Below are 13,244 nucleotides of genomic sequence, written 5' to 3'. Positions count from 1 at the left end.
AAACTAGAAACTAGAAACGTAAAAGGCTTGAACTCTTAGAGTCCAAGCCTTTTTTGTATCTATAGGATTTGAAATGTTACTACCAGAAGCTTTTACAAGCGCTTGGGCTTTACTTCCTAGACTTTACTTAAAGCGCAGCGACTTGTGGGCGAACACCTAGCGTATGGCAAAGTGCATAAGTCATTTCTGCACGGTTTAGCGTGTAAAAGTGGAAATCTTTCACACCTTCACGGCTTAGCGTACGAACCATATCGATCGCTTGGCTAGCACCGACTAACTGACGAGTTGTTGGATCATCATCCAAGCCTTCGAACTGCTTCGCCATCCAACCTGGTACTTTTACGTTATTCATCGCAGCAAAACGAGACGCTTGCTTGAAGTTAGAAACCGGCAAGATACCCGGTACAATCTCTACGTCAACGCCAGCCGCCACACAACGGTCACGAAAACGTAAGTAGCTTTCGACATCGAAGAAGAACTGAGTGATTGCACGGTTTGCACCCGCATCCACTTTACGCTTTAGGTTAATAAGATCAGATTGAGCGCTTTTTGCTTCAGGGTGAACCTCAGGGAATGCCGCTACTGATATATCAAAGTCGTGACGAGATTTAAGCAGCTCGACTAAATCAGACGCATACATATCTGGCGCACCACCGCCTGCTGGAATATCACCGCGCAACGCAACAATACTTTCAATGCCATTTGCCCAGTAATCGTCGGCAATTTGAATCAGCTCTTCGCGGCTAGCATCAATACACGTTAAGTGTGGTGCAGCAACTAAGCCTGTTTGGTTCTTAATTTCTTTAATGATTGAGTGGGTACGATCACGCTCACCCGAGTTTGCACCATAGGTTACTGATACAAATTTAGGTTGAAGTGTTTTAAGACGGTGAACAGAATTCCACAGGGTCTCTTCCATCTTCTCACTGCTTGGTGGGAAAAATTCAAATGACACATTGATGTTGTCAGAAAGCTCTGCAATATTCTGATTTAAAGCGTCGATATGACTTGCGTGTGTGTATCCCATCTTACTCTCCCTGTGGCAAAAGCAACCACTAAATAATCTCAAATCCCTAGCGACGTTTAGACGTCTATATGTCTCCAGAATGAATTGAATACGATTTAATGTCAACAGATCCATTATGAATTTTTTTCAAGTAGATAGTGAGAAAAGCTCAAGCCGATAGGTGGGTCGCAAAGAAGAAATAATGTAGAAAAAAGGCTGAAAACACATCGTGCTTTCAGCCTTATTTATCTTAGTGGATAGTATGCTATTTACGCATTTAAACAATTAATCTGAGTATTAAAGCAATTGATCTGACTATTAAGCCAATCGCTCTAAGTATTAAACCAACCGCTCTAAGTATTAAAACAGGCTAGACATTCTGTTTAAATCAGACTGAATTGCACCAGCTGTCACTTCACGACCAGCACCTGGGCCACGAATAACCAATGGATTATCTTTGTACCATTTGCTCTCAATCGCAAAGATGTTGTCGCAAGGCAGTAAGTTCGCCAGAGCGTGTTCTTTAGATAACGCTTCAACGCCTACCGTTGCCTTACCATTCTTCTCTAAACGCGCTACGTAACGAAGGACCTTCTGTTGAGACTGCGCTTTCTCTAAACGCTCGGCCAACTCTTCACTCAGTACAGAAGCTTTATCAAAGAAGTCATCCACTGACAGATCTTGTAATTCTTCAGGTACCAATGATTCTACTTTGACGTTTTCAGGCTCAATATCTAAACCCGATTCACGCGCCAGAATCACTAGCTTACGCATCACGTCAGAGCCATCGAGGTCAGCACGAGGATCCGGTTCCGTCAGGCCTTGTTGCCACGCTAAATCAACCAACTCGCTGAACGGCACAGTGCCATCAAACTGTTGGAATAACCAAGATAGAGTGCCCGAGAAGATACCTGACAGAGCAATAATATCGTCACCGCTTTCGCGCAGGTCACGTACCGTGTGGTTAATCGGTAAGCCAGCACCCACTGTCGCATTGTACAGCCAATGACGGCTGATCTTAGCGAAAGCATCTTGTACCTGATGGTAATACTCGCTTGATGCAGAACCTGCCACCTTGTTAGCTGAGATCAGGTGGATACCTTGTTGTGCGACTTGCAGGTATTTTGCAGCAAGCACCGGGCTTGCCGTGACATCGAGTACTACAGCTTCATCGTAACCCTGAATAGAACCCAAACGCTCTAGCCAGTCGTTGCCGTTATTGGCAATCGCTTCATCATCAAAACGCTTGCTCACAGAAGTCGCATCAATGCCTTGATCATCGAACCAATAAGTTTGGCTATCAATCACCGCAACCAATTCAAAGTTCATTCCACGACGCTTTTCAAGTTCCGCTTTTTGCTCAGCAAACAGGCTTAACCAACTTGAACCAATATTGCCCTTGCCACATAAAGCAATCGCAACACGCTTCTGCGCTTGGAACAGTTGAGAGTGAATGCCTTTCACTAGGCTTGATGTTTCACTCTTACGAATCACAGCCACTAAGCTCAAGCCAGAGTTCGCTTCTGAGATAAACTCAACCGGTGAGCTCTTGAGTTGTTGGTAGAATCCATAACAATGGTTCGGGTTCTTAGTCACACCAGCACCCACCGCCGCAATCAGAGAGAAGCCTTCTTTAAGCTTAATTTCCGCTTCAATCGCGTGGTCTTGTAGATATTCCAACGCACCACCAGCAATCTCTTCCGTGTAGGCAAGGCGCAAGCAGTGCTGATCCGGTTCAAGCTCATAAGCAAGCGGCTCAAGTTGAGCTCGCTTAAGGCCTTCAAGGACTTCACTTTCTAAGCGGTCAAAATCATGGCCATGACCAAAGGTCAGCTGAACGATCAGAACTTCATCCAGAGAGGTAATAATTTTTGCGCCGCGACCCGATGCCAGTACACGCTCTATTTGTGTAGAGCCCGCCTCCGGCTGGTAGCTGCAGCGCAAGCTGAGATCCATAGCACTTTGAGCCACAGGCTGTAGCGTTCGGCTATGGAGCACTGGAGCCGCCAGACGAGCGAGTTCACTCGCTTCATCAAGGCGAAGCAGAGGCAACAAACACGCATCCGAAACCAAACGAGGGTCAGCGCTGTAAACGCCCGCCACGTCACTCCAAATCGTCACACGTTCAACTTCAGCCAAGGCGCCAATCACGGTTGCTGAGTAATCTGAACCGTTACGACCAAGCAGTACTGTTTCACCTTCGCAGTTCTGAGCCATAAAGCCCGTAATCACCACTCGGCAATGCGTATGCTGAGCCAAAACTTCTTTAATCAGAGGATAAGAACGCGCGCGATCCACTTCGGGTTGAGCACCCGCTTCTGCACGTAAAAAGGCACGCGCATCTTGAGCAACTGCTTGTAAGTCATGTTGGCACAACAGAGCGGCTAACAAACGTGAAGACCAAACCTCACCGTGTCCTAACACCTGTGCTTTTTGCGATTCGCTTAGAGGAGCAGTTAGCTCACCTAAAGCAGTAAATTCTTGTTGAATAGTGGCCGTTAGCTGAGCCGCAGACTCACCTTCAAGCAGCGCTTCAATCAGCTCAAGCTGGAACTGACGAAGGGTTTGTAGACATTCATGCGCAATACGACCATCTTTGTCGAGCGCTTCAACAAACTCAATCAAGCGGTTAGTTGTTTTACCCGCAGCCGATACCACGACCAAGTCAGTAGATGACGAGTATTCTCTAAGAATATTGACCACGCGTTGGTAACACTCAGGGTTCGCTAAACTGCTGCCACCAAATTTATGTAGCTGGCGAAAGGTTGTCATTATTAAACCTCCCCTTCTGCGATAAAGCCTTGTGTTTTTTCAAACGCTTGCTTGAGATCATCAATCAAGTCTTCTGCATCTTCAAGGCCAACAGAAAGGCGCAGTAATTGTTGAGAAACACCCGCTTCTGCTAAGGCTTCTTCGCCCATAGCACGGTGAGTCATCGACGCTGGGTGACAAATCAGGCTTTCAACACCGCCCAATGATTCAGCCAAAGAAAATAGCTCTAATTTATCCACAAAATATTTAAGTGCTTCAAAAGATCCCGAAAATTCAAAGCTCAGCATGGAACCAAAGCCCAACTGCTGTTTCTTCGCGATCTCGTGACCCGGATGTTCAGGAAGGCTTGGGTGGTAAATCGTACCCACCAGATCTTGTTGTTGCAGAGCCGTCAGAATTTCACGTGAGCTCTCTTCGTGAACGCGCATACGTGCACCTAGCGTACGAATACCACGTAGCGTCATGTAGCTATCAAATGGTGTGCCGGTTGCACCAATACAGTTACCCCACCATGATAGCTCTTCAGCGTGCTCTTCAGTTTTAGTGACCACAACGCCGCCAATAACATCTGAGTGTCCGTTGATGTATTTAGTGGTTGAGTGGATAACAAAATCCGCACCCAGCTCTAAAGGCTTTTGGAACACAGGCGTCAAAAACGTGTTGTCGACAGCAACCAGAGCACCTACTTCTTTCGCTTTACGGCAAGTTTCTGCAATATCAACCACACGAACCAATGGATTCGATGGCGTTTCGATTAAGATTAACTTTGGCTTAAGCGCGATCGCCGCATCCAGTGCAGCTTGATCCGATTGATCAACAAACAGAACTTTGAAGTCACCTTTGAGTGAGCGTGTGTTAAACAGACGGTAAGTACCGCCATAGCAGTCGTGCGGTGCAATAATAAGATCATCGCCACCTAAGAAAGCGGATACCCATAAGTTAAGTGCCGACGTACCGCAGTTAGTGACAACCGCGCCTTTGCCTGATTCAAGCTCAAACAGTGCCGTTTCTAATAGACCGCGGTTTGGGTTACCAGAACGGGTATAATCATACTTTGGCACTTCACCAAAAGCGGGAAACCCATAGTTAGTCGAAAGATAAATAGGTGGGACAACGGCATGGTGTTGCGTGTCTGACTCGATGCCAGTACGTACTGCGATGGTTGCTGGCTTCCGGCTGCTCATAGGTGCTTCCTTACAAGTTTTGCGTCTGAGAATCACAGCTGCTTGTCGGCATTTTGTGGCTGTGTTAGATATATGTTACTCACTTTACTTTCATAAACGTGAGACGTCAACACTTCTGGACGTCTATATGTCTTTGCTTATGGCAGTAAATCCCGCTAAAATCAGCACTATTAATTTATTCTAACAACTAAAGTGATGAAGGTACGCAATGGCCGACTGGAATGGTGAATACATAAGCCCATATGCTGAGCATGGAAAGAAAAGCGAACAAGTAAAGAAAATTACAGTTTCTATCCCTCTAAAAGTGTTAAAGGTTCTTACTGACGAGCGCACTCGCCGCCAGATCAATAACCTACGCCATGCAACAAACAGTGAGCTACTGTGCGAAGCCTTTCTACATGCGTACACAGGCCAACCACTGCCAACGGATGAAGACCTTCGTAAAGATCGTCCAGACGACATCCCGACTGAAGTCAAAAAACTGATGACAGAGATGGGCATCGAGTTCGAAGCGTTTGACGAAGAATAAAAACAACTCAGTCACCGCCTTCATTATTGATTCGCTATAGCTGAACCCTATTTGTCACATCACCCACTACGTTATCTGTAGCTGCGCTGTGAATGATAGACATAAAAAAACCGACTCCTATGAGTCGGTTTTTTATTATTCTTTTTCGCTCAATAGAGCAACAGCTATTAAGCTATTAAGCTATTAAGGCATTAAGGCATTAAGCCATATAGTTAGCAGGCATCTCAATTCGAGCAACGCCAGACTCAACAGCCGCTTCAGCAACTGCTTTTGCAACACGAGGAAGCAGACGCGGGTCCATTGGCTTAGGAATGATGTAACCCTTACCGAACTCCAGTGCAGTCTCGCCCGCAGCTGCCAGTACTTCAGCTGGAACTTCTTCTTTTGCTAGTTCACGAATCGCTTTAACCGCCGCTAGCTTCATTTCGTCATTGATTTCGCTCGCACGCACGTCTAGTGCACCACGGAAAATGAATGGGAAACAAAGTACGTTGTTTACTTGGTTAGGGTAATCACTACGGCCAGTACCCATGATTAGGTCAGAACGAACTTCATGTGCAAGCTCAGGTTTGATCTCTGGATCTGGGTTTGAACATGCAAACACAACAGGCTTATCAGCCATCAGCGTAAGTGCCTTAGCTGGTAGCAGATTAGGACCCGATACACCCAAGAACAGGTCAGCGCCTTCGATAACATCTTCAAGCGTGCGCTTGTCGGTGTTATTTGCGAACAGCTCTTTGTATTCATTCAAGTCATCACGACGAGTGTGGATCACACCTTTACGGTCAAGCATGTAGATCTTCTCACGCTGAGCGCCACACTTAATCAGTAGCTCCATACAAGCAACCGCTGCTGCGCCAGCACCTAAACAAACGATCTTACACTCTTCCAGTTTCTTACCTTGAAGCTCGATCGCGTTAAGCATACCCGCTGCCGTTACAATCGCAGTACCGTGTTGATCATCATGGAAAACAGGTACATCACAACGCTCAATCAGGCGACGCTCGATTTCAAAACAGTCTGGTGCTTTGATGTCTTCTAGGTTAATACCACCAAATGTATCTGCGATATTCGCAACCGTATCAACGAACTCATCGATTGTGCGGTGTTTTACTTCAATATCGATAGAATCTAAACCAGCAAAACGCTTAAACAGTAGCGCTTTACCTTCCATGACCGGTTTAGAAGCAATAGGACCAAGATTACCTAAGCCAAGAATTGCAGTACCGTTAGAGATAACTGCAACCATGTTGCCTTTACCTGTGTACTTATAAACGTTATCGACATTCTGTGCGATCTCGCGAACAGGCTCAGCTACGCCAGGGCTGTATGCCAGTGCTAGGTCTTCTGCAGAGTTTGCAGGCTTCGTCAGTTCTACGGCAATTTTGCCTGGAATTGGGAACTCATGATAATCAAGAGCTTGCTGACGGAATTGTTCTTGAGGCGATAATTCTTGAGGGGATTGATCTTGGCGGCTGTCTTCAGACATAGGTGTAGGTTCCTAGGATATTATTATTTGGGGGATCTTGTTCATGTTAATGGATGTACTTCAAAGTTCCTAGGTGGTTGAAGCATCTGTATCATTAAAAAACGAGATTTCACTACTAATAAGACCAGTGGGCAGTTGAAATTACTGTCGCCTGCTCAACTTTAGAGCGAATTTCGAGGAAGGAGTGTTGGGGTAAGCGATGAAATAAAATTTACGCCAGTAACCTACCACTTTAAATGAGCTAATAATGAAATACGATTCAGTATTTTTTCAAATTTAAGGCAACAAAAAAGGACACCGAAGTGTCCTTTTTATGTCTAAATAGCGAGAATTACTTCTTGCTAGAAAGAGCACCGAAACGCTTGTTGAAGCGATCAACACGGCCGCCCGTATCTACGATACGTTGCTTACCAGTGTAAAACGGGTGACATTTGTCACATACGTCTAGGTGGATTGATTCTTTTGCTAGCGTTGAGTTGAACTCAAATGTGTTGCCGCAAGAACAAGTTGCAGAAACTGCTTTGTATTCTGGGTGGATACCAACTTTCATGGGAAAACCTCAATTAGGCCGTGTCGCCATCCGATTCTAAGCCGGACACCACACGTAGTTAAAAAATAAATAAAGACACCGCTGTATCACTAAACCGCGATAAAGCCATACCTTTAAGGCGCAGTATAGTAATGAATCTGTGAGGTAGGATCAACTGATTTGATACATTTTTCACCAACACTGTCCTTAAACCTTCTATTAAGCGTTATTTTCTGGCTCCAGTAGCATTCAAGCCTCAAGTAAGCTCTGTCATCTAAACTGCTCCTCGAATTTAACGCCCTTATCCATTAGACTGTTCGCTCTCGTCAACTCAGATAAAGCCGTCCCTTTATGCGTCCAATGATTGCCCGTGTGGCACTGCCTGTTCCACTCGACAAGCAGTTCGATTACAAGATTCCTAGCCACCTATTTCCGATTATTGGCGGTCGAGTCTCTGTGCCTTTTGGACGACAAACCTTAACAGGCATTGTTACGGCTCTGGTTAACGAATCTGAATTCGAGTTAGACAAACTCAAGCCCATTAAAGCCTTACTAGACAACCAACCCGTTTGGCCGGAATCGGTCTACTCACTCTTGGTATGGTGCAGCCAGTTCTATCAGTATCCACTAGGTGAAACCTTGGCCAACGCACTACCAAGCGCCTTACGAAAGGGCAAAGCGGCCGATTTCGCGACGCTTGTTGAATGGCAACTGACCCCATCAGGTAGAGATCAACTGATGCAAGGCTTTGGTCGTGCCGTCAAACAAGCCAAAGTAATGCACATGCTTGAGCACGGCCCTGTTCCCCATCAAGAATTCATCGATGAAGAAGTGGGCAGCGCGGTACTTAAGACGTTGGAAGAGAAAGGCTGGGTTGAATCGGTAGAGAAAAAGCCGAAACGCCAGCCGTGGCCAGTTGAGCTCGAAAACGATCAAGATAAGCCAAAACTCAGTGAAGAACAGGCTATAGCAATAGCGACAGTAAATAGTCAAACCGACTTCGGTTGCTTCTTGCTAGAGGGTGTAACTGGCTCAGGTAAGACCGAAGTCTACCTGAATATGATCAAGCCGATTCTCGACCAAGGTAAACAAGCGTTAGTGTTAGTGCCCGAGATCGGTCTAACCCCTCAAACGATTAACCGCTTTAAGCGACGCTTTAATGTTCCAGTTGAGGTTATCCATTCTGGTTTAAACGATTCTGAGCGACTAAATGCTTGGTTGTCGGCGCGTGATAAAATAGCGGGCATTGTGATCGGTACTCGTTCAGCTCTGTTCACACCGTTCGCGGATCTGGGCATTATCATTGTCGATGAAGAGCACGACGCCTCTTACAAGCAGCAAGATAGCCTACGCTACCACGCTCGTGATGTTGCCATCATGCGTGCTCATAAAGCGCAGATTCCGGTTGTGCTAGGCTCGGCGACTCCGGCCTTTGAAACGCTGCACAACGCTCAGATCGGTAAATACAGTTACCTCACCCTGACCTCACGCGCAGGTGTCGCGCTGCCGACCACCAATAAAGTGTTGGACGTTAAGGGGGAATATCTAGAAAGTGGCTTGTCTGCGTCGTTGATTGCTGAAATGCAAAGACACCTCAAAGCAGGCAACCAAGTGATGTTGTTCCTCAATCGTCGTGGGTTTTCTCCCGCATTAATGTGTCACGATTGTGGTTGGACAGCGGAATGTAAGCGTTGTGATGCCTACTACACCTATCATCAATACAGCAATGAGATGCGCTGCCACCATTGTGGATCGCAGCAGCATATCGTGCACAATTGCCAAGGCTGTGGTTCGGCTAATTTAGTGACTGTAGGTGTCGGCACCGAGCAACTTGAAACACAACTTGGTCAACTATTCCCTGAATACAAAACCATTCGCATTGACCGAGACAGCACTCGCCGAAAAGGCAGTTTAGAAAGCGCGTTAGAATCGATTCGTAAAGGTGAATACCAAATTCTGATTGGTACACAGATGCTTGCTAAAGGGCATCACTTCCCAGATGTCACACTTGTGGCATTGCTGGACGTTGATGCCTCTTTATATAGCAGTGACTTTCGCGCCTCTGAGCGATTGGCTCAATTGTTTACTCAAGTCGCCGGTCGAGCAGGACGAGCCAGTAAGCCGGGGGAAGTTATCTTACAAACTCACCATCCAGAACACGGCTTATTACAGGCATTACTGCACAAAAACTACAACCACTTTGCTCAAACTGCATTGGCAGAGCGTAAACAAGCGATGTTGCCACCTTATACCTTCATGACTTTGTTTAGAGCGGAAGCCAATGACACTCGCTTAGTGGAAGAGTTTTTGCGTCAAGTGCGCCACACATTGGAATCGCATCCGTTATTTGACCAATATTGCATGGTGCTAGGACCAACCCCTGCACCACTAGCCAAACGAGCAGGTAAATCGCGCTGGCAGCTTATTTTACAAACACAGACTCGCTCGTTGATGCAAAAGCTATTAATGAGCGCCAAGCCAGCAATCAATATGTTACCCGCTGCGAAAAAAGTCCGTTGGTCACTCGATATTGAGCCGCAAGATCTGAGCTAAACCCACTTGGGTTAAAACTAATGATAAGTTTGTTCACAAATATTTCATATTTCTCGTGAGCAACTTCACACTAGTCATGTGATTTTTGTTAATCTAGCCGTAACTTTACATGGGTGAAACGAATAAAATATTGCAATAAAAAAAGTGTTAGCAACACTTTCACAATATCTATTCGATTACATTTATTATTCATGCCTTAGATACTTAGGCAGCAAAGGAATTAAAAAGAGGGTTTAATTTATGGCGACAATGAAGGATGTTGCCCAGCTAGCAGGCGTTTCAACAGCCACGGTATCACGTGCATTGATGAACCCTGAAAAAGTCTCGGTTTCTACTCGTAAGCGAGTTGAGACAGCAGTACTTGAAGCTGGATACTCACCCAATACATTAGCTAGAAACTTACGTCGCAACGAATCAAAAACCATCATCACTATTGTTCCTGATATCTGTGACCCGTATTTCGCAGAGATCATTCGTGGTATCGAAGATGCCGCAGTAGAAAATGACTACCTCGTTTTACTGGGTGATAGCGGCCAACAGAAGAAGCGTGAGTCTTCATTTGTTAACTTAGTATTCACCAAACAAGCTGACGGCATGCTACTACTTGGCACCGACCACCCGTTTGATGTCAGTAAGCCTGAACAAAAAAATTTACCGCCGATGGTGATGGCGTGTGAGTTTGCCCCTGAGCTTGAACTCCCTACCGTACACATCGATAACCTGACCTCAGCATTTGAAGCGGTGAACTACCTAGCTCAGTTAGGCCATAAACGTATCGCTCAAATCTCAGGGCCCATATCGGCAACGCTGTGTAAATTCCGCCAACAAGGTTACCAACAAGCGCTACGTCGTGCAGGAGTATCAATGAATCCTGCCTACAGCACTGTCGGTGACTTTACCTTTGAAGCGGGCGCTCAAGCTGTTCGTCAATTACTCGCTCTTCCTGAACAACCTACAGCGATCTTCTGTCATAACGATGCGATGGCCATCGGCGCGATTCAAGAAGCGAAAAAATTAGGCTTACGCGTTCCTCAAGACCTATCGATTGTCGGCTTTGATGACATCCAATTCGCTCAATACTGCGATCCACCGCTAACCACTATTTCTCAGCCTCGTTATGAGATTGGACGCCAAGCAATGTTGATGATGCTCGACGTACTTAAAGGCAACGATGTGCAAGCGGGGTCGCGCCTGCTTGAAGCCAAATTAGTCGTTCGAGGTAGTACAGCGCCGCCTCGAATCTAATCTGAAGAAATATCCTTATAATTCTGCGGCACATTTTGATGTGCCGCTTCCATTTCTGCACTGTTATCCTCGCTCAATCTGGATTACCATGAGAGCAGAATCAGCAACTATTGAATTGTCTTGTGGCTAATAGAGATTATGTAAAGCGCGGTCGTGGCACGAAAAAACCGACCAAGAAACAAGCCCCTCGCCGTAAACCATGGCGTAGTGGTCTTTTGGCGATCCTCCTTGCCGGTGGTTTTGGTTACGGCCTTTACCTATTGAGTAATGATCCTGAGCCGCCAGCACCGACTCCAGTGGTAACCAAACCAAAGCCTAAGCCGAAACCAGCAAAAGTAATTCCGCCCCCTCCAGAGGAGAAGTGGGATTACGTTGAAACCTTGCCAAGTCGTGAGATTGAAGTAAAAGCCAAAGAGCAACAGATCTCGAAGATCCCTTACATCATGCAATGTGGCGCGTACAAAACCTCAAGCCAAGCTGAAGCACGTAAGTTGGATATTGCTTTCCAAGGTATCTCAAGTTCAATCCGTAAAAAAGATGGAAGTAGCTGGTACCGTGTGGTTCTAGGGCCATATAAATTGAAGCGTGATGCAGAGCGAGATCGCCATAAGCTGCAGCGAGCGAAAATCGAACCTTGTGCTATTTGGAAAGACACCGAGTAGTTATAGATTTAGCCGCAGAAGCAGAAGCAGAAAAACCAAACACCGAAAGCCTCCCATTGTGGAGGTTTTCTTTTATCTACACCCTTTAGCCAAATTTCCTTACAACTTCCGCCGATAAGTTGCGCGACATCACTCGACCTTCCTTGAATTATCCGAGCACCATCCTCATATACTTTTTATACCCAAAGATAAGAAATATTAAGAGGCCCTACTCGTGACTACCATTGTATCTGTACGTCGTAATAATAAAGTCGTCATCGCGGGTGATGGACAAGTATCTCTAGGCAACACCGTAATGAAGGGCAATGCCCGTAAAGTACGTCGCCTATACAACAACAAAGTACTGGCCGGTTTTGCTGGCGGTACGGCAGATGCTTTCACGCTATTCGAAAAATTTGAAAGCAAGCTGCAAATGCACCAAGGCCACCTAACCAAAGCTGCCGTTGAGCTGGCGAAGGATTGGCGTAGCGACCGTGCTCTACGTAAATTAGAAGCACTGCTAGCAGTAGCGGATGAAACTGCTTCATTGATCATCACAGGTAACGGTGACGTAGTTCAACCAGAGAACGACCTGATTGCTATCGGTTCGGGCGGTAACTTCGCTCAAGCAGCAGCCACTGCACTATTAGAAAATACAGATTTAGATGCGCGTGAAATCGCAGAAAAGTCGCTGAACATTGCGGGCGATATCTGTGTATTCACCAACCATCACCACACTATTGAAGAACTAGAAAGCACCGTTGAGCTACCAAAACCAGAGTAACGACCGCTTCCATCAATAACGTTGTATTCAACAGTGATTAAAGAATTAAGGAAAAACCATGTCTGAGATGACTCCTCGCGAAATTGTTCACGAACTCAATCGCCACATTATTGGCCAAGACAACGCTAAGCGCTCAGTGGCTATCGCTCTTCGTAACCGCTGGCGTCGTATGCAGCTTGAAGAAAGTCTGCGTGTTGAAGTATCACCAAAAAACATCCTGATGATCGGCCCAACCGGTGTAGGTAAAACTGAAATTGCTCGCCGTCTAGCTAAACTAGCAAACGCGCCTTTCATCAAGGTAGAAGCGACTAAGTTCACTGAAGTTGGCTACGTTGGTAAAGAAGTTGAGACCATCATCCGTGATCTAACGGACGTTGCCATCAAGATGACACACCAACAAGCGATGGAAAAAGTACAGTACCGCGCTGAAGAACAAGCTGAAGAACGCATTCTTGATGCCCTTCTACCACCAGCACGTGATGCTTGGGGTCAGAACGAGCAATCAACTGAAG

At 46.1% G+C, this 13,244-nt stretch carries 11 protein-coding genes; 6 read left to right on the top strand and 5 right to left on the bottom strand.

Going from position 1 to position 13,244, the window contains the following annotated elements:
- Positions 1-127: 127 nt before the first annotated feature.
- The 3 genes from metF to AB4653_RS02250 all read right to left on the bottom strand — a co-directional run bounded on the left by metF (position 128) and on the right by AB4653_RS02250 (position 4,962).
- Complete coding sequence (gene metF, locus AB4653_RS02260; protein ID WP_009848888.1) at positions 128-1,027, bottom strand: methylenetetrahydrofolate reductase; 900 nt, start codon at positions 1,025-1,027, stop codon at positions 128-130.
- Between the two features lie 339 nt (positions 1,028-1,366).
- On the bottom strand, positions 1,367-3,778 hold the full coding sequence (locus tag AB4653_RS02255; RefSeq protein WP_009848887.1) for a bifunctional aspartate kinase/homoserine dehydrogenase II: 2,412 nt from the start codon (positions 3,776-3,778) through the stop codon (positions 1,367-1,369).
- Between the two features lie 2 nt (positions 3,779-3,780).
- On the bottom strand, positions 3,781-4,962 hold the full coding sequence (locus AB4653_RS02250; protein ID WP_102258062.1) for an O-succinylhomoserine (thiol)-lyase: 1,182 nt from the start codon (positions 4,960-4,962) through the stop codon (positions 3,781-3,783).
- Between the two features lie 208 nt (positions 4,963-5,170).
- On the opposite strand from AB4653_RS02250, the gene metJ reads away from it, so the two are divergent.
- Complete coding sequence (metJ, locus tag AB4653_RS02245; protein ID WP_004729686.1) at positions 5,171-5,491, top strand: met regulon transcriptional regulator MetJ; 321 nt, start codon at positions 5,171-5,173, stop codon at positions 5,489-5,491.
- Between the two features lie 199 nt (positions 5,492-5,690).
- Here the strand turns inward: metJ and AB4653_RS02240 are convergent, their stop codons facing one another.
- Together AB4653_RS02240 and rpmE are read right to left on the bottom strand one after the other, a co-directional pair.
- Positions 5,691-6,980 (bottom strand): malic enzyme-like NAD(P)-binding protein, encoded by a 1,290-nt coding sequence (locus tag AB4653_RS02240; protein WP_009848885.1) that lies wholly within the window; start codon positions 6,978-6,980, stop codon positions 5,691-5,693.
- 331 nt (positions 6,981-7,311) lie between these two features.
- Positions 7,312-7,530: a 50S ribosomal protein L31 gene (rpmE, locus tag AB4653_RS02235; RefSeq protein WP_009848884.1), complete on the bottom strand. Its 219-nt coding sequence runs from the start codon at positions 7,528-7,530 to the stop codon at positions 7,312-7,314.
- A gap of 330 nt (positions 7,531-7,860) precedes the next feature.
- Here rpmE and priA point away from each other — a divergent pair, with 330 nt between their 5' ends.
- From priA to AB4653_RS02210, 5 genes are all read left to right on the top strand, one after another.
- Positions 7,861-10,062 carry a primosomal protein N' gene (gene priA, locus AB4653_RS02230; RefSeq protein WP_009848883.1) on the top strand — a complete coding sequence of 734 codons (2,202 nt, stop codon included), beginning with the start codon at positions 7,861-7,863 and terminating at the stop codon, positions 10,060-10,062.
- Between the two features lie 240 nt (positions 10,063-10,302).
- Positions 10,303-11,307, top strand: a complete 1,005-nt coding sequence (gene cytR / locus AB4653_RS02225) for a DNA-binding transcriptional regulator CytR (RefSeq protein WP_009848882.1) — start codon at positions 10,303-10,305, stop codon at positions 11,305-11,307.
- Positions 11,308-11,429: 122 nt separating this feature from the next.
- Positions 11,430-11,969, top strand: a complete 540-nt coding sequence (locus AB4653_RS02220) for an SPOR domain-containing protein (RefSeq protein WP_009848881.1) — start codon at positions 11,430-11,432, stop codon at positions 11,967-11,969.
- A gap of 214 nt (positions 11,970-12,183) precedes the next feature.
- A complete protein-coding gene (gene hslV / locus AB4653_RS02215) occupies positions 12,184-12,732 on the top strand; it encodes an ATP-dependent protease subunit HslV (RefSeq protein WP_004729692.1) in 549 nt (182 codons plus the stop codon).
- 58 nt (positions 12,733-12,790) lie between these two features.
- On the top strand, positions 12,791-13,244 hold a 454-nt coding region (locus AB4653_RS02210; RefSeq protein ID WP_372103212.1), incomplete at its 3' end, for an AAA family ATPase.

It is taken from the genome of Vibrio sp. 10N.222.48.A3, from assembly GCF_041475345.1.
GTDB lineage: Bacteria > Pseudomonadota > Gammaproteobacteria > Enterobacterales > Vibrionaceae > Vibrio > Vibrio tasmaniensis_A.
Note: the sequence above shows the minus strand (reverse complement) of the source record. Positions and strands in the feature narration are given on the sequence as shown.

Coding starts and splice junctions, on each gene's coding strand:
- priA (WP_009848883.1), top strand. CDS start 7,861: ATGCGTCCAATGATTGCCCGTGTGGCACTGCCTGTTCCACTCGACAAG.
- AB4653_RS02255 (WP_009848887.1), bottom strand. CDS start 3,778: ATGACAACCTTTCGCCAGCTACATAAATTTGGTGGCAGCAGTTTAGCG.
- metF (WP_009848888.1), bottom strand. CDS start 1,027: ATGGGATACACACACGCAAGTCATATCGACGCTTTAAATCAGAATATT.
- cytR (WP_009848882.1), top strand. CDS start 10,303: ATGGCGACAATGAAGGATGTTGCCCAGCTAGCAGGCGTTTCAACAGCC.
- rpmE (WP_009848884.1), bottom strand. CDS start 7,530: ATGAAAGTTGGTATCCACCCAGAATACAAAGCAGTTTCTGCAACTTGT.
- AB4653_RS02240 (WP_009848885.1), bottom strand. CDS start 6,980: ATGTCTGAAGACAGCCGCCAAGATCAATCCCCTCAAGAATTATCGCCT.
- AB4653_RS02250 (WP_102258062.1), bottom strand. CDS start 4,962: ATGAGCAGCCGGAAGCCAGCAACCATCGCAGTACGTACTGGCATCGAG.
- metJ (WP_004729686.1), top strand. CDS start 5,171: ATGGCCGACTGGAATGGTGAATACATAAGCCCATATGCTGAGCATGGA.